This window comes from Paraburkholderia sp. J69-1, assembly GCF_905220255.1.
Lineage (GTDB): Bacteria > Pseudomonadota > Gammaproteobacteria > Burkholderiales > Burkholderiaceae > Paraburkholderia.
In genome coordinates this window covers 62816-84678 of sequence record NZ_CAJMZG010000024.1, presented here as the reverse complement: position 1 = coordinate 84678, position 21863 = coordinate 62816, and the positions used below count along the sequence as shown (strand labels likewise).

The 21863-nt window shown below is 63.4% G+C and carries 19 protein-coding genes; 4 read left to right on the top strand and 15 right to left on the bottom strand.

The genetic code is table 11. The features are described 5' to 3' along the window. Window positions 1-3: 3 nt before the first annotated feature. The 9 genes from U5A67_RS33225 to U5A67_RS33185 form a co-directional block, all read right to left on the bottom strand. The gene (locus tag U5A67_RS33225; RefSeq protein WP_321817721.1) at window positions 4-873 is read right to left on the bottom strand and encodes a glyoxalase; all 870 of its coding nucleotides are present in this window, start codon (window positions 871-873) and stop codon (window positions 4-6) included. A 100-nt stretch (window positions 874-973) separates the two neighbouring features. Further along, window positions 974-1705: a YoaK family protein gene (locus U5A67_RS33220; RefSeq protein WP_321817658.1), complete on the bottom strand. Its 732-nt coding sequence runs from the start codon at window positions 1703-1705 to the stop codon at window positions 974-976. Then, the gene (locus U5A67_RS33215; protein WP_321817657.1) at window positions 1687-1929 is read right to left on the bottom strand and encodes a DUF1427 family protein; all 243 of its coding nucleotides are present in this window, start codon (window positions 1927-1929) and stop codon (window positions 1687-1689) included. Before U5A67_RS33215 ends, U5A67_RS33220 begins: the two co-directional genes overlap by 19 nt. 63 nt (window positions 1930-1992) lie before the next feature. Then, window positions 1993-2706 (bottom strand): phosphohydrolase, encoded by a 714-nt coding sequence (locus U5A67_RS33210; protein WP_321817656.1) that lies wholly within the window; start codon window positions 2704-2706, stop codon window positions 1993-1995. 70 nt (window positions 2707-2776) lie between these two features. Then, window positions 2777-3184 (bottom strand): DoxX family protein, encoded by a 408-nt coding sequence (locus U5A67_RS33205; RefSeq protein WP_321817655.1) that lies wholly within the window; start codon window positions 3182-3184, stop codon window positions 2777-2779. A gap of 17 nt (window positions 3185-3201) precedes the next feature. Continuing rightward, window positions 3202-5109 (bottom strand): amidohydrolase, encoded by a 1908-nt coding sequence (locus tag U5A67_RS33200; protein WP_321817654.1) that lies wholly within the window; start codon window positions 5107-5109, stop codon window positions 3202-3204. A 91-nt stretch (window positions 5110-5200) separates the two neighbouring features. After that, window positions 5201-5836 (bottom strand): hydrolase, encoded by a 636-nt coding sequence (locus U5A67_RS33195; protein WP_205983556.1) that lies wholly within the window; start codon window positions 5834-5836, stop codon window positions 5201-5203. Window positions 5837-5974: 138 nt separating this feature from the next. Further along, complete coding sequence (locus tag U5A67_RS33190; protein WP_205983555.1) at window positions 5975-6967, bottom strand: alpha/beta fold hydrolase; 993 nt, start codon at window positions 6965-6967, stop codon at window positions 5975-5977. Window positions 6968-7254: 287 nt separating this feature from the next. Beyond that, entirely contained in the window at window positions 7255-10170 is a 2916-nt protein-coding gene (locus U5A67_RS33185; protein ID WP_321817653.1) for an ATP-binding protein, read from the bottom strand. 476 nt (window positions 10171-10646) lie between these two features. Here U5A67_RS33185 and U5A67_RS33180 point away from each other — a divergent pair, with 476 nt between their 5' ends. Then, a complete protein-coding gene (locus tag U5A67_RS33180; protein ID WP_321817652.1) occupies window positions 10647-11570 on the top strand; it encodes an AraC family transcriptional regulator in 924 nt (307 codons plus the stop codon). A gap of 3 nt (window positions 11571-11573) precedes the next feature. On the opposite strand, the gene lhpI is transcribed toward U5A67_RS33180, so the two are convergent. Next, complete coding sequence (gene lhpI, locus U5A67_RS33175; protein WP_415767973.1) at window positions 11574-12476, bottom strand: bifunctional Delta(1)-pyrroline-2-carboxylate/Delta(1)-piperideine-2-carboxylate reductase; 903 nt, start codon at window positions 12474-12476, stop codon at window positions 11574-11576. A gap of 223 nt (window positions 12477-12699) precedes the next feature. Here lhpI and U5A67_RS33170 point away from each other — a divergent pair, with 223 nt between their 5' ends. Beyond that, window positions 12700-13446, top strand: a complete 747-nt coding sequence (locus U5A67_RS33170) for a FadR/GntR family transcriptional regulator (RefSeq protein ID WP_321817650.1) — start codon at window positions 12700-12702, stop codon at window positions 13444-13446. 15 nt (window positions 13447-13461) lie between these two features. Here the strand turns inward: U5A67_RS33170 and U5A67_RS33165 are convergent, their stop codons facing one another. The 4 genes from U5A67_RS33165 to U5A67_RS33150 all read right to left on the bottom strand — a co-directional run bounded on the left by U5A67_RS33165 (window position 13462) and on the right by U5A67_RS33150 (window position 17892). Further along, the gene (locus tag U5A67_RS33165; protein ID WP_321817649.1) at window positions 13462-14034 is read right to left on the bottom strand and encodes a pyridoxamine 5'-phosphate oxidase family protein; all 573 of its coding nucleotides are present in this window, start codon (window positions 14032-14034) and stop codon (window positions 13462-13464) included. Between the two features lie 120 nt (window positions 14035-14154). Then, the gene (gene lhpH, locus U5A67_RS33160; protein ID WP_321817648.1) at window positions 14155-15162 is read right to left on the bottom strand and encodes a trans-3-hydroxy-L-proline dehydratase; all 1008 of its coding nucleotides are present in this window, start codon (window positions 15160-15162) and stop codon (window positions 14155-14157) included. Window positions 15163-15203: 41 nt separating this feature from the next. Then, entirely contained in the window at window positions 15204-16322 is a 1119-nt protein-coding gene (locus U5A67_RS33155) for a branched-chain amino acid ABC transporter substrate-binding protein (RefSeq protein WP_321817647.1), read from the bottom strand. A 121-nt stretch (window positions 16323-16443) separates the two neighbouring features. Next, on the bottom strand, window positions 16444-17892 hold the full coding sequence (locus U5A67_RS33150) for an MFS transporter (RefSeq protein WP_321817646.1): 1449 nt from the start codon (window positions 17890-17892) through the stop codon (window positions 16444-16446). A 328-nt stretch (window positions 17893-18220) separates the two neighbouring features. Between U5A67_RS33150 and catA the strand changes: the two genes are divergently transcribed. Next, on the top strand, window positions 18221-19174 hold the full coding sequence (gene catA / locus U5A67_RS33145) for a catechol 1,2-dioxygenase (RefSeq protein WP_321817645.1): 954 nt from the start codon (window positions 18221-18223) through the stop codon (window positions 19172-19174). Window positions 19175-19212: 38 nt separating this feature from the next. Here catA and U5A67_RS33140 read toward each other — a convergent pair whose 3' ends face one another. Further along, window positions 19213-20247: an AraC family transcriptional regulator gene (locus U5A67_RS33140; protein WP_321817644.1), complete on the bottom strand. Its 1035-nt coding sequence runs from the start codon at window positions 20245-20247 to the stop codon at window positions 19213-19215. 355 nt (window positions 20248-20602) lie between these two features. Between U5A67_RS33140 and U5A67_RS33135 the strand changes: the two genes are divergently transcribed. Beyond that, window positions 20603-21850, top strand: coding sequence for a dienelactone hydrolase family protein (locus tag U5A67_RS33135; RefSeq protein ID WP_321817643.1), 1248 nt, complete (start codon window positions 20603-20605; stop codon window positions 21848-21850). Window positions 21851-21863 lie beyond the last annotated feature (13 nt).

Sequence of the window (21863 nt, the reverse complement as noted above, 5' to 3'; positions counted from 1 at the left end):
CGCTTACTTCGCTCGCTGATGCAGTTCGGCCACGTAACCGCCGGGGAACTCGACCATGGCCGTGCGGCCTTCCGCGTTCTGCGCGGCCGGCACCAGCAGTTTCACCCCGGCGGCCTGCGCCTTGGCAAGCGTGGTATCGAGATCGGGGACGTCGTAGCCCGTGGTCTCGCGGCCATACGGATAAGGCAGCTTGCCGTCCGTCACGAACACCAGCATGTTGCCGAAGCCCGACTGGATACGCACGCGGCGAATCGTTTCGCCCGGCTTGCCGATCTCGGCGCCATCGGCGCGATGATTATCGGCGACGATCTTGCCGTGCGAGAAGCGCAGGAAACGCTTGATGAAATTTTGCGCCTCGTACTTCGACACATAAACGCGGTTGTCCGGCACATATTCGAGCGGCGCATAGGACGGCGCCTTGGTGTGCCAGTAAAGCTGCATCGTCAACCCGCCCGGCCACTGGATGATGGCGTCCTTGCCGATCGGATCGTCGAACGATTCGACCAATACGTCCGCGCCCGAAGCGCGTGCGGCGCGCACGGCCTTCTCGATATCGGTAACCAGATAGCCGGTGCGCTCGTTGCCGAACGGGTAAGGCACCGGCGTCTGGAACGCGAACACCGAGAGCATGCCCACCGGTGTCTGCACGTATTGCGAGGCGGTTTTGCTGGGCGTCGGCGTGACCGTGAACACGGCGCGCGGCGAGGCCTTGCCGCCGAAGGTGGCGAGGAAGCTGTTGACGAAAGCGTCGATATCGTCATTCGCGACATAGACGTGCGTGGTGTCGTATTGCGGGCCGACCGACACCACGGGCGTTTGCGCGGCGCTCGGATACCGTGCGTCGTCGGCGAAGGCTCCCGTGGTGGGCAGCATGAAACCGAGTGCCGCAAGCGCGGTGACCAGCACGCGCGCGGGAAGTTGAATGCAAGCAAGATTCACGTAAAGCTCCTGATGAAGTTAGGACGTAGAGAGTTCAGGCGGCCGCCTCGGCCTGCGCGCTTTGCCACGCCGAGACAGCCAGCATCGCCAGCAGCGCGAGCGGCAAGGCCAGCGCCCAGAACGAGGCGCTAAGCCAGCCGAGCGCGCCGCCGCCCGCACCCAGCGCGAACGCCAGCACAGGCGGCAGCGTGCGCGCGAGCCGCTCGCGCGTTTCGCTGCGATCGACGCGAGCGTGACCGGGAACCAGCAGATCGAACACGTCGATCACGGCCTGCGTGACGTTGCCGGTCATGACCGTATTCGCGACCACGCTGCGCGCCGTGAGCCGCGCGTGCGCGTTCTGCACGCCCATGCCCGCCGCGCCCAGCAGCCCGCACACGATGGTGAGCGGCGCATCGGCATGGGTGATCGGCGCGGCCAGCAGGCCCGCGATCATGAACGCAGCAAGCAACGCGATCTGCAGCGCGTAGAGACCGCTCACGCGCATGCCGTGCGAGCGCTCGCGCAGATGGTTGTCCAGCACGCGCGCCGCCACGATGCCCGCGATAAAGGCCGGGAACGCGAGCCACTTGATCAGCAGCCCGCTGCCCGCGCCCGCGAGACCCGAGCCGATCAGAATGAAATTGCCGGTCACGTGCGCCGTGAACAGACCGAACAGCGCGACGAAACCCAGCGTATCGACATAGCCCGCGACGAACGCGAGCACCACGTTTTCGCCGCGCAACGGCGCGAGGACGGCTGCGGGATTCAAGGCTCGTTGCTGCATGTCGGGGTGGCCTTTGCGATGGCGGTGAGGTCGGGCGGCGCAGCCTGCGTCTGCACCACGGGCTGCTTCAGTTGCGCCTGCACGAACGGAATGGCGTGTTCGCCGATCACGATGCCCAGCAGCCCGGCCAGCGCGATCAACGGCGGCGCGGGCGACTGCACCCGCGCGAAGTAATAGAGGAAGCCGACCACGAGGCCCGCTCCCAGCGAAATCAGATACGACATGTCTGCCTCTCCTTTCTGTGCCGCGCGCGACGCGCTGTGAGCGTCGCGCGCGGTACTGCACGACTACCAGGCGCGGCGGCGCATGCGCCCGTCCACACCCGCGTTCATCTCCTGCCAGAGCGAACCGAGAATCTGTCCGCAGTAGTTCACGCGGCAATAATCGGGATCGACGCGCTCCAGCACATCGGCGCTGACGGTGCCGAAGGTCGTGTGCGGCCGGTGGGCCACGCCGCGCCCGATTGCGCCGATCAGCTCTTCCTCGAAGCCCTTGCCACGCGGATACGCCGCCAGCACGCCCGCGCGCTCACCGCCCGAATACACATCGAAGCGTTCGGCGACCAGGTCGGTGCGCACCGCCGCCGCCAGCACGTCCGCGAGCGGCGAAACACGCGCCGGAATACCCGGCGTGGTATGCATCGCAATGGCGAGCCACGCTTCGTCCTGGTCGCGCACGCTCGCGCCATGCCGTTGCAGGAGGCCGCGTGCGGCGTCGGCGCTATCCAGCTCGTAGCGCGCCGTCGAATGCGCGTAGGCCGCGCTCAAACCCATGTTCGCGTACATCGAACTGACGTAAAGCGTGCCTTCGTCGCAGGCGAGACCACCGCGCCGCGCATTCAGCGCCGCGAACACGAACACGCGGCTCGCGTGGCCGAGCAACACCGGCGGCAGCGCCGCGTGCGCACATTCGGCGGCGGCGATGGCCACCGGCGTGCACGGAATGCGCACGCCCGCCACTTCTCCCACGACTCCACGCGCGCTCCATGACGCTGCCCGCATGCCCCCTCTCCCATGTGTTGTTCTTTGCGTTGTTATCGCTCGGCGCGATGAAATCCCAGACCCGCAGGCTTCACGCGCGATGCGTCTGCTGCGCGGCAAGCGGCCAGCTCAGGCGATAACGCCCCGCTCCGCCGATCGCCACGGTGCCGAACAGGATCAGCAGCATCCACGCGAACTGCCCCTGTTCGAGCGTCCAGTCCGGGTGCACAAGGCCCAGCGCGACGACCGTGATGACCAGAATCGGCAGCGCGGCCAGCCGCGTATACACGCCGAGGATCATCAGCACCGGGCACACGACTTCGGCGAAGATCGCGAAACCGAGCGTGAAAGCCCTGCCCAGATGCAGCGGATCTTCGATCGCGCCCAGTTGCGCGTGCACGTGCAGCGCCTTCGGCAATCCGTGCACGAACAACACGAGCAGGCTCGCGGCCACGCGCAGGAACAGCAGCGCGGCGTCGGCGGTATCGATACGTTTCATGGCGGCGCGCTCCCGGTTCAGAACGCGAAGCAGCTACAGCCGAGCGCGCCCCAGAAGCCGTTCTGGTCCGACACCGGCGCGTTGCTGCGCCATGCGCGGCCGTGCGCATGCTGGTGCACGCCGCACAGGTTCACGCAGGCATTGCTGCACGCCTGTGCGAGCGCGGCATCGTTCATCGCGTTGACGGAATTCGCCACCACCGGCCGATAACGCGCATAGCCACCGAATTCCGCAACCGGCGACCACGTCGGGCTCACCGGCAGCGCGGGCGGCGCGATCGAATCAAATTCGGCATCGGCGTACACCACGCGGCCGTTCACCACGGTCAGCACGGAAGTCAGATGCTTGATCGAGGCTTCGTCGACGGTGAAAAAGTCGTCGCTGAGCACGGCGAAATCGGCGTACTGGCCGGGCACCAGCGCGCCTTTCTTCGTCTCGTCGTTCGAGAACCAGGCGCTGCCCACGGTGTAGCGGCGCAGCGCTTCCATGCGCTCCAGGCGGTCGCGTTGCGCGTACATCGGCGTGCCGCCCACGGTGCGGCCGGACACCAGCCAGTAGAGCGAGACGAACGGGTTGTAGCTCGCCACACGCGTAGCGTCGGTGCCCGCGCCCACGGGCAGGCCCGCTTCCAGCATCTTGCGCACCGGCGGCGTGTGCGCAGCGGCTTCGGCGCCGTATTGCGCGATGAAGTATTCGCCCTGATACGCCATGCGATGCTGCACGGCGATCCCGCCACCCAGTGCCGCGATACGCTCGATATTGCGCTCCGAAATCGTCTCGCAATGGTCGAAGAACCAGCGCAGGCCGTCGAACGGGGTATCGGCGTTGACGCGCTCGAATACGTTCAGGAAGCGGTCGATCGATTCGTCGTAGGTCGCGTGCAGACGCCACGGCCAGCGGTTTTGCACCAGCAGGCGCACGACGTCTTCGAGTTCCTGCTCCATGCCTTCGGGCAGATCGGGGCGCGGCTCCAGGAAGTCCTCGAAATCGGCGGCCGAAAACACCAGCATTTCGCCCGCGCCGTTGACCTTGAGGAAGTCGTCACCGTCGCCGGGGCGCGTGGCCTTGACCCATTTGGCGAAATCCTCGACTTCGCGCTTCGCGTTCTGCGTGAACAGGTTGTACGCAATGCGGATGCTGAGCTGGTCGCGCTTCGCCAGTTCCATGATGACCGCGTAGTCGTCGGGATAAGCCTGATAACCGCCGCCCGCGTCGATGGCGCTCGTCACGCCGAGCCGATTGAGTTCGCGCATGAACTGGCGCGAGGAATTCATCTGGTCGTCGAAGGGAAGTTTCGGACCTTTGGCGGGCGTGGCGTACAGCAGGCCCGCGTTCGGACGCGCGATCAGCATGCCGGTGGGATTGCCGCGCCGGTCGCGCTGAATTTCGCCGCCCGGCGGATTGGGCGTGTCGCGGTCGTAGCCCACCGCGCGCAGCGCCGCCGCATTGAGCAGCGCGCTGTCGTAGAGATGCAGGATGAACACCGGCGTATCCGGCGCGATGGCGTTGAGTTCTTCGAGCGTGGGACCGCGTTTTTCAGCGAACTGGAATTCGTTCCAGCCGCCCACCACGCGCACCCATTGCGGCGCGGGCGTGCGCGCCACCTGCTGGCGCAGCATGTCGAGCGCGTCGGCCAGCGACGGCACGCCGTCCCAGCGCAATTCCATATTGAAGTTCAGACCGCCGCGAATCACGTGCAGGTGCGAGTCGTTGAGACCCGGAATCACGGTGCGGCCATTCAGGTCGATACGGCGCGCGTCGTCGCGGGCCCATTGCATGACGTCGCGCTCGTTGCCGGTCGCCACGACCTTGCCGTTCGACACGGCCAGCGCGGTGACGAACGAGCGGCGTTCGTCCTGGGTGGCAATCTTGCCGTTGTAGATCACCAGGTCGGCGACGCGGGCAGGTTGATCGGGTGCGCTCATCGACGCTCTCCTGTGTTCTCGTTGCGATGGATGGTTGTGTTGCTTGCGCGCGAGGCGGCTTGTTTTAATGCCGCCTCGCGCGCGTTCAGACTCAGGCGGCTTCGCTTGCGTGTTCGCCGAGGATCTGCTTCGCGTAACGCACGCCGATGCCATACGCGCTATGCGCCTTGAAGATGTCCATGCAGCCTTCGTAGGTCTCGCCGCGCGCCCAGTCGCGTTGCAGCTCGCACATGAACTGCAGCGAGTTCATCGGCACGGCGCCCGCCTGGACGATGCGCTGCACAGCGCGCTCGTGCGCTTCTTCGGTGATGTCGCCGCACGCGTCGGTCGGCACATAGATTTCGAAGCCTTCCGCGAGCATCTGGATGGTCGGAAAAGTCACGCACACTTCGGTCCACAGACCCGCGATCACGATCTTCTTGCGGCCCGTGGCCTTGATCGCCTCACGGAAACCGGCGTCTTCCCACGAGTTCATCGAGGTACGATCGATCGGCTTCTGTTGCGGAAACACAGCCTGCACCTCCGGCAGCAGATGGCCGCTGAACGATTCGGAAGCGATCGTCGTCAGTACCGTGGGCACCTTGAAGAGCTTCGCGGCCTTCGCGAGGATCTGCACGTTATGCAGCACCGTGGTGCGCTCGTGCGAATGCGTGCCGAAGAACATCTGCGGCTGGTGGTCGATCAGCGCGAGTGCGCAGGTGTCGGGGGTCAACAGTTCGTATGCCATGTGTAGCTCCGTGTAGAGGTGAATCGATGGCGGCGAGCTTAGGCGGCTCGCGCCATCGTGTCCTTGTCGATACCTGAAATTTTTCTGAATCGATTCAATTCAAATAAGAAAATCGATCAGGATGCCAAATTACCTGATTTAAGCCTTCAGGAAAGCGAGCAGATCGGCGTTGACCTGTTCGACGTGCGTGCTGCACATGCCGTGGGGCGCGCCTGCGTAGACCTTAAGCGTCGCGTTCTTGACGATCTTCGCGGAGAGCTTCGCCGAATCGTCGATCGGCACGATCTGATCGTCGTCGCCGTGCAGGATCAGCGTGGGCACGCTGATTTTCTTGAGGTCGTCGGTGTAATCGACTTCAGAGAACTGCTTGATGCACTCGTACTGGCCTTTGATCGAACCGGCCATGCCCTGGCGCCAGAAGTCCTGCACGAGGCCTTGCGAGACCTTCGCATTCGGGCGGTTGAAGCCGTAGAACGGCTGTGCCAGATCCAGATAGAACTGCGAGCGGTTCGCGGCCACACCGGCGCGGATGTTGTCGAATACCTGCATCGGCAGGCCGTTCGGGTTGCTCGCCGACTTGACCATCTGCGGCGGCACCGCGCCGATCAGCACGGCCTTCGCCACGCGCTTCTCGCCGTGACGGCCGATGTAATGCGCCACTTCGCCGCCGCCCGTGGAGTGACCCACGAGCATCGCGCCCTTCACGTCGAGCGCGTCGAGCACGGCGGCCAGATCGTCGGCGTAGGTGTCCATGTCGTTGCCCTCGGACGGCTGGCCCGAGCGGCCATGGCCGCGGCGATCGTGCGCGATCACGCGATAGCCCTGATTCACGAGGAAGAGCATCTGCGCGTCCCACGCGTCGGCGCTCAGCGGCCAGCCGTGCGAGAACACCACCGGCGTGCCCGTGCCCCAGTCCTTGAAATAGATCGGCGTGCCGTCCTTGGCATTCACATAGCCGCCGCCGTGATGATGGCCTGTGGCATGAGCGTGCGAAGCGCCGCCGGCCGTGGTCGCGGCACTGGCCGACAGGCTCGACATGGCGGCCATGGCGCCGGCCATGCCCGCGCTGGCGGACAACATGCGGCGGCGCGAAGCCGAAGGAATGGAGGTGTCGATTTGCTGCGTGTTCATGCTGGATCTCCGTCGAAGCATCGCTGCGTACGCAAAAGCGATGAGGTTGCGCGTTGTAGTCAGGCTGTTATCGGCGCGATGCGGCAGGCGAGAAGTCATGAAGCTGCGCCGCAATGCGTGGGCACAGATTAGGCAGGCGTGCGCCTGAAGTCCTTGTCGGAAGCTGAAAAGTCCTGAATTCAGGCGCAAAATCCGGGCAAGCGCGGAGAACGCGCAGACGCGAGCGGCATCGCGGTCCGTGGCGGACCGCGATGCGCTGCAAATCGGGAAAGGCGAAAGAGGGAGGCTTACTGCGGCGCGAGCCGTTCCACACGTGGCATGCAGTGCGATTGAACGGCTTTCGCGAGGGTCGCGAGGCGTTGAAAATCGGGCGCGCGTGCATCGTCATCGGGCGCGATACCCGATGCCTGCAGAGCGTCGATCAATGCCGAAGCCCGCGCCGCATCGCCCTGCTCCAGCGCATACGCGGCGAGATCGAGCGTAGCGCGCAGCTCCCACAACGGCGCGCTATCGGCACGCGCCATCGCAATGGCTTCGTCGATCAAACGGCGGGCGGTTTCTTCGCGCCGCGCGATTTCGTCGGCGGGCGTGCCGCGCTGCGCCGCGCGCCGCAATTCGAGCCAGCCACGCGCGCGCTGCAACTCCGGCGCGAAATAGCGCTCGCCGTTGGCCCGTGCGTTGACGAGCGCGTCGTCGAGCCGCACGCGCGCTTCCTCGAAGCGGCCGGCCAGCGCAAGCGCCTGCGCTAGCAGCACGACAAACGGCGTGACCACGCGCCGGAAGCCGCGCGATGCGAGCCGCTGCAACGCGGGTTCGAGCCGTTCGAGTGCGAGCTGTGCCTGGCCCGCCAGCATGTCGCGCTTCGCCGCGAGGCATTCGGCGTAATCGAGCCAGATATCCAGCCGATGGCTCGCCGACTGCGAACGCAGCAGCGCCAGATAGTTATCCGCCTGCTGGTCGCCGCAATCGAGCGCAATCGGTACGGCCACCGCGGCTAGCACATGACTCAGCGACGGCTCCAGCGTATCGCCGTGAATCAGTTCGAGCGTGCTTTCGACCAGCTGCATCGCCTTCGCCGGCTGACATTGAATCAGCGCGATGCGCGCGAGCGTGCCGCGTGCATAGATCAGCGGATACACCGTGAGCCAGCCGCGCGACGGCGCGTTGACGCCGATCGTCGTGAAGGCTTCGACCGTGCGTTCCAGCCGCTCGCGCGCCTGATCGTGCTCGCCGAAACAGTGCAGCGAAATGGCGATGGTCTGCTCCGCGAGCCAGCGCCGCCACGGCGAGTCGCAGCTTGCCGCCGCGTGCTGAAAACGCGTGGCATAGCGCAGCGACGCGTGAATATCGCCGCGCGACTGCATGGTGTTCCACAGGCCCCAGAGCGCATCGGCGGCGAACTCGCTGTCGCTGGCGGCGCGCGCAAGGCGCAGCGCGCGCTCCCACAGCGCGACGGCCTGGCCCATGTCGTCGCCCACGTGCAGCAGGGAACTCGCGTAGGCCGCGCACAGCTTCATTTCGCACACGGCATCGACGGAACCCGCTGGCAGCGTGTCGAGCACCGCCAGCGCGCGTTGCGCACGCTGGCAGCATTCCTGCACGCGCGAGGCGCTCAGCAAGGTACCAACCAGCGAGCCCGCGAGCGCGACGCCCAGCGCCTTGTCGCCATCGTCGGAGAACGCCCAGTCGTAGGCGCTGCGCGCATCGTCGAGCGACAGACGCGCGCTCACATCGGCGCAATCGTGCTCAGGCTGCGCGACGAACGCACCGCCTTCTTCGATGCGCTTACGCATATAGCGCACATGACGCGTGGCGATGGTCTGCGATTCGCCTTCGTCGCGAAGCTTTTCGAGAGCATAGGCGCGCGTGCTTTCGGTCAGCCGATACACGGCGATAGCGCCGCGAAACTCCACGTTCAGCAGCGATTTGGTCGCGAGTTCGGACAGGCTCGACACGATCACGGCGATCGACATGCCGGGTTCGGCCGTCACCGCGCAGACTGCATCGAACGTGAACGTACCGGCGAAACAGCCGCAGCGGCGGAACACGATGCGCGACGCCGCGTCGAGCAACATATAGCTCCACTCGAAAGTCGCGCGCAGCGTCTGATGGCGCGGCAAGGTGGAACGCAGCCCACCCGTGAGCAGATCGAGGCGGTCGTCCAGACGCGATGCCACGCCTTCCACGCCCAGCGTGGCCACGCGCGCGGCGGCCAGTTCGATGGCCAGCGGCAAGCCTTCGAGGCGCCGGCAGATTTCGGCGACGAGCGCAATGCTAGCGTCGTCGCGCGCGCAGTCGGGCGCCAGCGCGCGGGCGCGGGTCAGAAACAGCGCGACGGCGGAATACGCGAGGATCGCGCCGGTCGGCAGCCCGTTTTCGGGCACGGCGAGCGGTTCGAGCCGCAGCACGGCTTCGGCCCAGATATGTAGCGGCTCGCGGCTCGTGACGAGCAGGCGCGCGGCATGATGGCGCGTCACCAGCGTATCGACAAAACCCGCCACGACGTCGATCACGTGCTCGGCGTTATCGAGCACGAGCAGACAATTCGACGCTGCAACGGCCGCGCAGATAGCGTCTTCGCACGACACGCCCGGCTCGCCCTGCAGACCGAGTGCGTCGGCCAGCGCCGCGAGCACGCTCTCGCGCGAATTGACCTTGTTCAGTTCCACGAAGCGCACGGTGCGACCATGGCGCTGCTGGATTTCGCGCGCGGCGTGGCGTGCTAGGCAGGTCTTGCCGATACCGCCCGCGCCCACCACGGTGGTCACCGCCACCTGTTCGAACTGCTCGACGATACGGGCGATTTCGGCTTCGCGTCCGATGAGCGGCGCGATCCGCAACGGCGCCACGCCCGGCGATGCGGATCGAAAGCCGGGGACTATCGTGTGTTCTGTCTGTGCCGCCGCGCCCTGCATGCGCTGCGCAACCAGCACATAGCCGCGCCCCGCCACTGTCTTGATGAGATCGCGCTCCACGCCCAGCAGTTTGCGCAGCGCGGCCACATGCACCTGCAGACGGTTTTCCTCGACGATCGAGCCGGGCCAAACGGCATCCATGATGTCCTCTTTCGAGAGCATCACGCCATTCGCGCGATACAGCACCTCGAGCACATCGAATGCGCGTGCGCCAACCGGCACCACGAGGCCATTGCGCCGGATTTCGCGTTGCTCGAAACTGACCCGCAATGTGCCAATCTGAATCATGGTCATCTCCAGGACATAGTTGCATGCGCGCATATAAGCACACACGCACCTGGTTGAACACCGCCATTCGAAACGCACTCATCGCCTTGTTTCGAAACCAATATCGCGCCTCCTCTCATCGAATATCGACGTTTTCCTCTATTTCCAGCAAGGCAGTGTAATGAGCCGCAATAAAGTCGTCTTGAACAATAATTCGCGCGTGACGGCGCAAAGCCCAGTATCTGGCGCACGCACGCTCACGAAGGAAATATTTTTCCGCCGATTGAGAGATGGATAATGTGCGCAATCGGGTGCCCAGCGGGCATTCCGTCCAATAAGCGCAATGCATGGCGCGCGTTGCCGCTGTTTAGTCCTGATGGTATAAATGTCACCTCGAAACTGTCGATCCGGTTACAGCGGCGTTTCAGCAGCACCTTTCCATTGTTCCCGGCAAATGGCGGGAATATTCCAGACGAACCGGCACGAGGTCACGGCCCATGATTTCGCGAGCAATCACTCCAACGGTTTCTGCCGCGCCCAAAGACAATCTCGGCTGCGTTTCCAGCAAATTGCAAAAAGACGTGCATGTCGAAAGCGGCGATATCACGTTCTACCGCAAATGCATGGCAGAACCGGATCTCGGGCGCGTGGCCATGCCCGCATGCGAACGCGGCTTTTTGACCGGTGTTTCATTGGGCAATGCGCACCGCCGAAAGATATTCCGTGGCGCGCGGCCATTCGATAGACGATTTGAAACAGATTCGATCTATATCCGCGATTTTTCCGAAGAATATCAGGCGGACATGTATGGCAATTTCGATTTCGTGCTTGTCGAATTGTCACGCCCATTTTTTGATCGGCTTGCTAGCGAGCACGACATGCCGCTCATCAGCGGCCTAACCTGCGACGCGGAACAGAAAGACCCCGTGCTCGGCCATCTTGCCCGTGCGCTGGCAGCGAATCTGGAAATCGCCGGCTCGCTCAATGCCTTGTTTGTCGAACAGATTGGCCTTGCGATGGGCTCGCACGTGGCGCGGCAATATGGCAATTTCAGCGCGGCGAGCGAACGCATCAAAGGCGCGCTCTCGGCCAATGACGAAGCGCGGGCCAAAGCGCTGCTGCTGGAGCGACCGCGAGAGGGCATTTCCATTGCCGATATCGCGCGCGAGTGCAATCTCTCGCGCGGCTATTTCATTCGCGCGTTTTCGAAATCGACGGGGCGCACGCCGCATCAATGGCTGCTCGAACAGCGCATCGCCCAGGCGCGCGATCTCGTCGAGCGCACCGAGATGACGCTTTCGGAAATCGCCGCGCAATGCGGTTTCGCCGATCAAAGCCATTTGAGCCGCGTGTTTCTCAAACTGGTGGGCGTCTCGCCCGGCGTGCAGCGCCGCCACGCGCGGCATGGCTCACGCCGCTAACGCTCAAACCTGGATATTGGCGCGCGCCGCCCGGCAAGCCGCCAGATCCCAAGCCGCGCAGCCCACACTTTTGAAGAAGACCGGCGCATTGGGCGTGATCGACTGCCGGATCGCCTGCGCGAGCGTGTGTGTGGTGTTCCAGTCGACACCCGCCTGAATTAGATCGCCCGCTTCGTGCCGCGCGCCCAGCGGATCGTCCACCACGATAAAGCTGCTGTCCACGGTGGCCTTGCCCACTTCCGCTGCGTCGGGCGTGAACGCGCCCACGCCCACAATCAGACGCCCCTCGCGCACGGGCAAGTCGTAGACCGGCGTTTTGCTGGTCGTGCACGTCACGACGACATCCACCGAATCCGCGATCCCGCCTTCCAGTGCGCGCAGATTCGGCGCGAGATGCGCGAGCCCTGCCGCGAAGCGCTGCGACGACGCCGGCGTCGTGCCTTTGGCCAGCAATTGCGCCTGCGGAAACAGCACCGCAAACGCCTCGACATGATTCGCCGCCTGTTTGCCGGTGCCGACGATCACGATCTCCTTCGGCGCAGCGCCGTGCAGCGACAGTATGCCGAGCGCGCTGATCGCGGCCGTGCGGCGTCCAGTGACGGTCGGGCCATCGAGCAAGAACAGCATTTCGCCCGTGACCGGATCGCAGGCGATGACCTGCCCGTGGATCGTCGCAAGCGCCCGCTCGCGATTGCCGGGGCACACGTTCACGAGCTTATGGACGGCGATATCCGCGGCGCTCGACGGCATCGACAGCATCACGCCGCCCGCCTGCAGCGGCACGACCAGTCGCTCCGGGCTGACGATCTCCCCGTCGGCATAGTCGAGGATGGTATCGCGCAGAACGTTCACGAGTGTCGGGTAGTCGAGCAATGTGGCGGTTGCGCTGGCGTCGAACGATTTCATGGCGTGGGTCATGGCAAGTGAGCGATGTTATTAACTGGCATAAAAGTAAACCAGTTATGGATAAATAGCAATCCAGTTCGGGTGTTATACCTACCAATATGGTTCACAATAAAAACCAAAATACTCCCTCAAACGCTCGAATCCAACTTCGCTGGTTTCAGTTAGCGCCAAGGGTGGTATATTCAGAACCAGACGCATCACCAGGCACCAACAAGGCTCTCTCATGGCTTCAGCCCGTACCGACTTCCCGGCGAACTTTCGCCCGCTGCAGATCTACGAACAGGTGTCCGAAAAGGTCCGGGCCGAAATTCGCGCCGGGCGCTATCTGCCGCAATCCCGCCTGCCCTCCGAACGCGAGCTTGCGGCGATGTTCGGCGTCGGGCGGCCGGCCGTGCGCGAGGCCATCGGCGCGTTGCAGAACGAAGGGCTGGTCGTCACGCGCCGCAATTCGGGCACCTATGTAGCCGAAGACGCTCCCGCAATCCTGGCGCGCGCGGTCGTGCCCTCCAGCGGCGATGTCAACACGCTGCAAGCCGATTACAGCCCTTCCGCCACGCTCGACGTGCGCCTGATTCTGGAGCCCGCCATCGCCCGGCGCGCGGCGGCTCACAAAAACCGCGATCCGCTTGCCGAGCATTATCTGCAGCAGATGGAAACGCTCACAGATGTGGCCGATCCGGAGCAACGCGCGCTCTGGAATAACAGTGACCGCCTGTTTCACCGCCAGCTCGCCGTGATGACCGGCGACGTGCTGCTGGTCAAAATCGCCCAGGAAATCGCCGATACCATGGATCAGTCCTTGTGGAAGCGCATCAAGGATGATGGCATTTACGATCCCGCGCGCATCCGCCTTTACGTGGCAGAACACCGCCTGATTTACGAAGCGATCGTGACCGGCGACGCCGATGCCGCCGCGTTTTACGTCGAGCAGCACATTCACCGCGTCCAGCGCGATATCGCGCCAAACTGATTGGTCAACGTGCGATCACGGCGCGACCCAGCCACTGGACCAGCGTCCGCTTTCGCGCACGAATCGCGCGCGTTGATGTCCATCCGCCGCCGATAGATCGAGCCAGTCCAGCGCATCCGGCCTGATGTCGACAACGCAGAAGTGCTCGAAGCCGGCATCGGGTGTTGGCCGCGGCTCTGCGAATGCATCGGCGGGCTGGTCGATGGGCGTGCCGGGCGCGAGCACGGTGCGATACACAATTAGGCTCTGCTGGCGGCTGCGTTGCCAAGCCGCGCGTTTCGCGTCCCCTTCATCGACGATACGCACTTCGCCCGCAACACGGATCTGCACATTGCGCGCGGCATCCACGCCCGCAAGCGCGATGCGCGGCCACTGGCGCAATTGCGCAATCTTCGGCGAGCGCAGATCGGTGTGAAACGTAATGAGGTTCTCAGATTCGCTCACGGTGCGCAGCACTACGCTGCGCACATCGGGCGATCCGTCGAGTGCGATCGTGGCCGCCTGCATGACCTTGAAAGGCTGATGCCCCGCCAGCGTGCCGTTCGCAAGACAGCGCCACAGTTCCGTAAAAACGACGTCGAGATTCATTGCCGGCCAGTCTATTCCATTGATCGCATTGCGCACGATGCTACACGCAGCGCGAAAAAAAACGCGCGCGGAACATCGCGGCGCGCGCAGCAAATCCCTGGTACCGGGATGTAGAGGAGACTAACGTACAAGAAAACCGTAGGTCAGCGGATCGCGTTCGTCGATGATCCACTGCGCGAAGCCGCAGATAAAGGCCTCGCCTTCGACTTCGGGAATCACGGCCGGCATTCCTTGCACCGTGGTTTCCTTCAACACGCGCCCCTTGAACACCGTGCCGACGATCGACTCGTTCACTAGCGTTTCGCCCGCCTTCAATTCGCCGCGCTGATACAACTGCGCCACGCGCCCGCCCGTGCCCGATCCCGTGGGCGAGCGATCGACTTCGCGGTCCGCGAACACGCAGCAGTTCGCCTGAGTCGAACCGGCATGACGCGGCGCGTTGGCGATAATCGTCCCGTAGATATGGTTGATTTCGGGAATCTCCGGGTGCTGCACGGGAAAGGCCTTGTTCGCCGCTTCCTTCACTTCCGCGCCAAAGCAGATCAACCTCTCGATCGCCGCCTCGCGCACCGGAAGATCGAACGGCGCGCCATCGACATAGAAATAAAACGCGCCGCCATAGGCAATATCGCCGGTCACCTTGCCGAAGGTGGGCGTGTCCACCGTCAAGTCGCGTCGCCACAGGAACGACGGCACATTCACGAAACGCACTGTGCCTGCGTGCTCGCCGTCCCACTTCACGAAGGCTTCGATAAAGCCGCAAGGCGCGTCGATCCCCACGCGCGTTTCGGGCTCGGTGCGCTGCACCCAGCCCAGTTCGACCGCGGCCGTGGAGAGCGCGATCACACCGTGACCGCAGTGGTCGCTATAGCCTTCGTTGTGCAGAAAGATCACGCCGAAGTCGGCGTTGGGCGAGACCGGCTCGGTCAGGTAGCCGCCGTACATATCCGCGTGGCCGCGCGGTTCGAACATGAGCGCACGGCGGATATCGTCGGCGTTGTCCTTCAGCCAGGCGCGACGCTGGACGATCGTGTCGCCGGGCAGGCGCGGCAAACCGCTCGTGACGATGCGAAAGGCCTCGCCGCCGGTGTGAACCTCGACGGTGGAAATGGTGCGGGTCGGTTTCATGATTCAGTGTTTCGGTAACGAATAATCAGCGCGCATTCAGGTCATTGCCCGTACGGAACCGGCAAGCCGTTGCGGATGACATAAACGGTCGTCGGCGCGCCCTTCAGATCGCCCTTCGCATCGAACGAATACGTCGCGGCCACGCCTTTATAGTCTTCCTTCGTGAGCTGGTCGATGAGCTTTGCCTTGTCAGTGGTCGTGCCGGCCTTGACCATCGCGTCAGCGAGCATCTTTACGCCGTCGTAGTAGCTGACCGCGTAGACCTGGGTGTCGGCGTGATAGGCGTCGTGGTACTTCTTGAGGAATTCGCGGCCGGCGGCGCTCTTGTCCAGCGCGATGCCGCCCTGGGCGCAATAGACGATCGATGCTGCGTCGCCCGCCACCTTGCCCATATCGGCGGAACAGATGCCGTCGCCGCCCAGCAGCTCAGCGCGCAGCCCTCGCTGACGCATCTGTTTGGCCATCGGCGCGCCTTGCGCCGCGTAACCGCCGAAGAAGATCACGTCCGGGTTTTCGCCCTTGATGGCCGTGAGGATGCCGAGAAAATCCGTGGCCTGCGAGTTCGTGAACTGGTGATCGACGATCTTCAGGCCGCGCGCCTTCGCCACCAGCTCGAACTGCTGCGCCACGCCCTGTCCGTAAGCCGTGCGATCGTCGACGATCGCCGCGGTTTTCGCCTTGAGCGTTTTCACGGCGAACTCGGCCATGGTGCCGCCCAGTTGCTCGTCGCTCGCACCGATACGGAAGATTGTCTTGAAGCCCTGCTGCGTGAGCGCCGGATTCGAGGCGACCGGCAGCATCGGAATGCCCGCGTTGTTATAGACGCGCGAAGCCGGAATCGCCACGCCCGAGTTGTACGGGCCAACCACCGCGATGACATTGTGATCGACCAGATTCTGGGCCACCTGCACGCCTACTTTCGGGTCCGCCTGGTCATCCTGTGAGTCCAGTTTGAACGTGACCGTCTTGCCAGCGACGGTGATCGGATGCTTGTTCAATTCGTCGATGGCAAGGCGCGCGCCATTCTCGTTGTCCTTGCCGTTCGCGGCCTGCGGCCCGGTCAACGGCGCCGAATGGCCGATAACGACGACTTCCTGCGCCTGCGCGGCGGCGGCGCTGAAGGCCGCGACGGCGGCCAGAACAGTCATGAGATGACGCATCGCGTGAACTCTCAAATTGGTTTTGAAGAAACCAATGTATGACAATACTGGTTTCATGACAAGCAGTTTTCAAAAACATCGGCCCATCTGGTTCCTGGGGAATCCACTTGGCCAACGCGTATCAATTGACCCGTTTTTCCCAGACTCCGCTGCCCGCCAGCGGCAAGGCGGCGCCGGAGTCATCGGATGAAGTCAATGCTTCGAGCGACAGGCCCTTTGTCTCAACGCCCAGCACCCACACGGCCAGCGCCGCCACGGCGAACGACAGCGCACCGAGCATGAACACTCCGCCTTGTCCGAACATCGGCAAGACCACGCCCACCGCGCAAGGGCCGATCAGCGAACCGACCCGCCCGATCGCCGAGGCGAAGCCGGAGCCGGTCGCCCGTGCGCCAGTGCCGTAGAGTTCGGGCGTATAGGTGTAGAGCGCGGCCCACATCGCGAAGAGGAAGAACTGCATGACGAGACCGGTGCCGATCAACAGCGGAATGCTCGCGCCGTGCAAGGCCGTCTGGCCGTACGCATAGGCCATCACGCCGCCGCCCAGCAGGGAAACCACGCAGGTGGGCTTGCGGCCCCAGACTTCGACGAGCCACGCCGCGCAGAGAAAACCGGGCACGCCGCCCAGCGAAATCAGCACCGTGTAGAACACCGACTGCGTGACCGCAAAACCGGCCTGCTGCAGCAGTGCGCCGAGCCAGGAAGTGAGTCCATAGAAACCGAGCAACGCGAAGAACCAGAGCGCCCAGACCATGGCCGTGCGGCGCCGGTATGCCGTGCTCCAGATCTCGCGCAATGCGCTGCGCCCGCGCGTGGGCGCCGCCTCCACGATGCGCGCGGGCGCGGGCAGGCTCACGAGCCCGGTCGATTGCATCACGCGCGCCTCGATCATCGACACCACGCGGTCCGCTTCCGCCGCGTGGCCGCGATGTTCGAGCCAGCGCGGCGATTCGGGCACGATCCGGCGCACGACCAGCACAAACACGGCCGGAATCGCCAGCAGTGCGAACACGGTCCGCCAGCCGAGCGCGGGTAGCACGAAGTAGGAAACAATGCCCGCCGTGATGAAGCCGAGCGGCCAGAAGCCGTCCATCAGCGCAACCAGACGACCGCGCTTGGCGGCGGGCACGAATTCGGACAGCAGCGCCTGGGCGATTGGAAACTCCATGCCCATGCCGAAGCCCAGCAGGATGCGATAGACGATCAACATGTTCATGTCATGCGCCGTCGAGCAGAGATACGACGCCACGCCCCAGAGCACCATGCTCCATTGAAATACCGGACGACGGCCGAAACGATCGGCCAGCAGGCCCGCCACTGCCGCCCCGAGCGTCATGCCGAAGAAGCTGGAACTCGCCACTAGCCCGGCCTGCGCATTCGTGAGCGCGAACTCCTTCTTGATCGAGCCCAGCACGAAAGTCATCGTGCCCAGATCGACCGAGTCGAAGAAGAACGCCAGCGCGATGATGGTGAAAATCAGCTTGTGATAGCCGGAAAGCGGCAGACGCTCCAGCCGCGCCGCAGCGCTTGCGCGCGTGTTCGTTGACGGGGAAGCGGAAGCATTTCGCATGACGTCCTCTGGGTGAGAACGGCAGCGTCACGGGGCGCAACGCTGCCGACCGCCTCAGTAGATGTCACCATTTTCCGGTGCCATAGAAGAAGAACGGCATCGAGCAGGAACGTATGCGCCATTGACGCAAAAGGACAAATCGCCGTCGTTTTTGTACAGGTCGATGCGCTTCAAAAGAAACGGATAGAGAACTTCGAGTAGCCGGATAGCGCGTCATTCCTGGCCAGTATTCAATGGCGTAGAACGATGTGAAAAGCAACGCGCAACCGCACGACATTTTCACTGCCTTGCCGCTGTTCCCCAAAATACAAGTGTGGAGACACTAATCATGAGCGTCAAAATATTCGATACGAAGGAAGTGCAGGATCTGCTGAAAGCCGCTGCGAATCTCAACGGCAATACCGGCAACGCGCGTTTCCAGCAAATCATTCATCGTCTGCTGGGCGATCTGTTCAAGGCCATCGACGATCTCGACATTACGCCCGATGAAGTGTGGGCCGGCGTCAACTATCTGAACAAGCTGGGTCAGGACGGCGAAGCGGCGCTGCTTGCCGCAGGTCTCGGTCTGGAAAAATACCTCGACGTGCGCATGGACGCGGAAGACAAGGCAACCGGTCTGGACGGCGGCACGCCGCGCACGATCGAAGGCCCGCTCTATGTGGCCGGCGCGCCGGAGCGCGACGGCGTGGCGAAGATCGACTTCGACGAGGACGCGAACGCAGGCCCGCTGATCATTCGCGGCACGGTCAAAGGCACGGACGGCAAGCCTATCGCCAACGCGGTGGTCGAATGCTGGCACGCCAATTCCAACGGTTTCTATTCGCACTTCGACCCGACCGGCGCGCAAACCGATTTCAATCTGCGCGGCGCAGTGAAAACGGGTGCAGACGGCGTGTATGAATTCCGCACGCTCATGCCGGTGGGTTATGGCTGCCCGCCGCACGGCGCCACGCAGCAGCTGCTCGACGGTCTGGGCCGCCACGGCAACCGCCCGGCACACGTGCACTTCTTTATCTCGAGCGGCGATCACCGCAAGCTCACCACGCAATTCAATATCGAAGGCGATCCGCTGATCTGGGATGACTTCGCCTATGCCACGCGCGAAGAACTCATTCCGCACGTCGTCGAGAAAACCGGCGGCGCCGCATTGGGCCTGAAAGCCGACGCGTACAAGCACATCGAATTCGATGTCGTTCTGACGCCGCTGCTGCAAGGCCGCGACAACCAGATCGTCCAGCGCCCGCGCGCTGCGGCAAGCGCCGGGTCAGAAACCACTGCTTAAATAGCGTCAACGAGGCCGCAGCGCGAGCAGAAAAAACCTTAAAGCGTCTCGCGCCGCGTCCTCAAACTTTCCGAAGGCGACTCGCCAAATGCGCGCTTGTACTCCATCGAGAAACGTCCCAGATGGGCGAAGCCCCATTTCAGCGCGATATCCGTGACCGACGATCGTCCTGGACCCGTCACAGCCTCTGCGCCGATCAGATCCATCCGCACGCGTTCGAGCCGCAACTGGCGCACGAATACCATTGGCGTTACGCCGTGGCAGTGCTTGAATGCCGCAAACAAGGTGCTCGGACTCACATTGCCGAACTCCGCGAGGCGCTCGATGGTGAGCGGCTCCTGCAAATGCGCGCGAATATACTCCTCCACACGGCGCACATAAAACGGCGCGAGTGGCCGGCGTTCGCGCGTCAGGCTGTTGCGCACGCTATTCGGTTGACCGTAGATCAGCGCATTCAACAGCGTCGATTCGAATTGCTCGAAAGCGAGTGGATTGCGCAGCGGATGCGCTTCCGTACTCATGATTTCCGCGAGCATCGGCAAGAGTTGCATCACGCACTGCCCTTGCGGTGATGTCAGCGCGAATTCCGGCGCGAATTCGACGGCCCCGCGTGCGGCATCGCCGAAGTGACGTTGAGCATGACGCTCCAGCACCGTCCGCTCGATACGCAAAATCGCCTGCGGACAGGCTTCGCCCCAACGCATGCGCAGCGCCAGCGTGGGCGACACCAGCGAAGCCGCCAGTGGCGACGATACGAACGCCTGAGCGCCGCATTCGATTTCCGCCTGCCCTTGCAGGGGAATCTGCAGCAGGAAGAAGTCTTCGAGCAGGTCGGGTTCGATGATGACTTCGCTGCCGTAGTCGAGCAGATTCAGCGAGAGATTGCCCCAGCGCGTGTGATGCAAACGGCTGTGCAACTCACTCGCGCGGCCTGTGACAGTCAATCGATGTGGCTTGAACACATCGGCCACCGATGCGCGCACTTCGTCGAAATCGGTCGACTGCATCAACAGATTGCCGTAGTTAAACCATTGGGCGTCGGCAAGACGATTCCCAGGGACATATTGCGCCATCGAAGATCTCCAATCCCGCTCACCTGCACCGCGCGAGTGCATCTGTTGCTGTTGTGGTGAACCGCGCCGCGCTACTCACGGAATATCCGGATAGTCGCGCGAGTTTCTGGACAATGCGGCGATCCAGACGGTTCACGACAGAAAAATGCAAAAAGCGGGCCTGCGTGCCTGCCTGTGTGCATCGTAGAAGAGCGCTTCGCCCGTCTACATCCGAATAAACCCGCGCCAGTTGCCAGGTCGTGCGCGCGAGCCGCGACTTTCTGGAATTGGCGGATAAGGGTTCCATGAAACGGATAGAGCGCGCCGTTTCGGCCACCAATACTAGGTCCAACACCAACCTAATTGGAGGGACCTCATGAAAGGGCGAAACATCGAAATCGCAGCGCCCGGTGGCGAGCGCTTCCGCGCGTATCTGAGCACACCGGCGAGCGGTAAAGGGCCTGGGCTCGTGCTGTGTCACGAGATTTTCGGCGCCAATGCGCACATGCGCGATGTCGCCGATTACTACGCCGAAGAAGGCTATACCGTGCTGTTGCCCGATCTGTTTTGGCGCAGCGCGCCGGGCATCGAACTGGGCGATTCGCCCGACGATATGGCACGTGCGATGGCGCTTTACGAAACGTATGACGAAGACCTCGGCGTTGGCGATATTGCCGCCACGCTGCGTACGCTGGAAACATTGCCTGAATGCAGTGGCGGCGCGGGCGTGCTGGGCTTTTGTCTGGGCGGCAAGCTCGCGTGGCTTGCCGCCTGCCGTCTGCCGCAAGTGACTTGCGCCGTGAGTTATTACGGCGTGGGCATCGAACTGGCGCTCGATGAGGCACATGCACTCACTGGCCGCGTCGTGCTGCATCTGGCCGGCGAGGATTGCTTCTGCCCGCCCGCAGCGCGCGAGCAGATTACGCGCACGCTGGCGGGTCGCAGCGGTGTCGAACTCTATACCTACCCCGGCGCGGATCACGCTTTCGCGCGCACCGGCAGCGCGCATTGGGACAAGGCCGCGGCCGCGATGGCGCATCAGCGCTCCGTTACTGCGTTGCGCGAAATGCTCGGCCCGCGCCTCGATCTTTCCGCGCTCTGGGAAGTTCATCTCGCACACGAATTCGATACGCGCAACGTCGACGCAACCATGGCCACGATGGTCGCCGAACCCTACGTCAATCACATTCCCACTCTCACGGGCGGCGTTGGCCACGACGAACTCAAGCACTTTTATACGCATCATTTCGTCCACGCAAATCCGCCGGATACCACCATCACGCCGGTTTCTCGCACGATTGGCGCCACCCAGGTCGTCGACGAATTGCTGTTCAGTTTCACGCATACCACCGAAATCGACTGGATGCTGCCGGGCATCGCGCCTACCGGCAAGCGTGTCGAAATTGCGCTCGTCGCAATCGTCAAGTTTCGCGGCGACAAGCTCTATCACGAACATATCTATTGGGATCAGGCCAGCGTGCTGGTGCAGATCGGTCTGCTCGATCCTGCTGGCTTGCCGGTCGCGGGCGTGGAAACCGCCCGCAAGCTTCTCGACGAAACCGTGCCGTCCAACCGGCTCATGCCGAACTGGCAATACGCGTTCGCCACTCACGACACTCACTGATTCGCTTCACGGA

Bases quoted from the DNA above. Each gene is read 5' to 3' on its own strand.
- U5A67_RS33225 (WP_321817721.1), bottom strand. From the start codon at position 873: ATGCTGCCCACCACGGGAGCCTTCGCCGACGACGCACGGTATCCGAGC.
- U5A67_RS33220 (WP_321817658.1), bottom strand. From the start codon at position 1,705: ATGCAGCAACGAGCCTTGAATCCCGCAGCCGTCCTCGCGCCGTTGCGC.
- U5A67_RS33215 (WP_321817657.1), bottom strand. From the start codon at position 1,929: ATGTCGTATCTGATTTCGCTGGGAGCGGGCCTCGTGGTCGGCTTCCTC.
- U5A67_RS33210 (WP_321817656.1), bottom strand. From the start codon at position 2,706: ATGCGGGCAGCGTCATGGAGCGCGCGTGGAGTCGTGGGAGAAGTGGCG.
- U5A67_RS33205 (WP_321817655.1), bottom strand. From the start codon at position 3,184: ATGAAACGTATCGATACCGCCGACGCCGCGCTGCTGTTCCTGCGCGTG.
- U5A67_RS33200 (WP_321817654.1), bottom strand. From the start codon at position 5,109: ATGAGCGCACCCGATCAACCTGCCCGCGTCGCCGACCTGGTGATCTAC.
- U5A67_RS33195 (WP_205983556.1), bottom strand. From the start codon at position 5,836: ATGGCATACGAACTGTTGACCCCCGACACCTGCGCACTCGCGCTGATC.
- U5A67_RS33190 (WP_205983555.1), bottom strand. From the start codon at position 6,967: ATGAACACGCAGCAAATCGACACCTCCATTCCTTCGGCTTCGCGCCGC.
- U5A67_RS33185 (WP_321817653.1), bottom strand. From the start codon at position 10,170: ATGATTCAGATTGGCACATTGCGGGTCAGTTTCGAGCAACGCGAAATC.
- U5A67_RS33180 (WP_321817652.1), top strand. From the start codon at position 10,647: ATGATTTCGCGAGCAATCACTCCAACGGTTTCTGCCGCGCCCAAAGAC.
- lhpI (WP_415767973.1), bottom strand. From the start codon at position 12,476: ATGAAATCGTTCGACGCCAGCGCAACCGCCACATTGCTCGACTACCCG.
- U5A67_RS33170 (WP_321817650.1), top strand. From the start codon at position 12,700: ATGGCTTCAGCCCGTACCGACTTCCCGGCGAACTTTCGCCCGCTGCAG.
- U5A67_RS33165 (WP_321817649.1), bottom strand. From the start codon at position 14,034: ATGAATCTCGACGTCGTTTTTACGGAACTGTGGCGCTGTCTTGCGAAC.
- lhpH (WP_321817648.1), bottom strand. From the start codon at position 15,162: ATGAAACCGACCCGCACCATTTCCACCGTCGAGGTTCACACCGGCGGC.
- U5A67_RS33155 (WP_321817647.1), bottom strand. From the start codon at position 16,322: ATGCGTCATCTCATGACTGTTCTGGCCGCCGTCGCGGCCTTCAGCGCC.
- U5A67_RS33150 (WP_321817646.1), bottom strand. From the start codon at position 17,892: ATGCGAAATGCTTCCGCTTCCCCGTCAACGAACACGCGCGCAAGCGCT.
- catA (WP_321817645.1), top strand. From the start codon at position 18,221: ATGAGCGTCAAAATATTCGATACGAAGGAAGTGCAGGATCTGCTGAAA.
- U5A67_RS33140 (WP_321817644.1), bottom strand. From the start codon at position 20,247: ATGGCGCAATATGTCCCTGGGAATCGTCTTGCCGACGCCCAATGGTTT.
- U5A67_RS33135 (WP_321817643.1), top strand. From the start codon at position 20,603: ATGAAAGGGCGAAACATCGAAATCGCAGCGCCCGGTGGCGAGCGCTTC.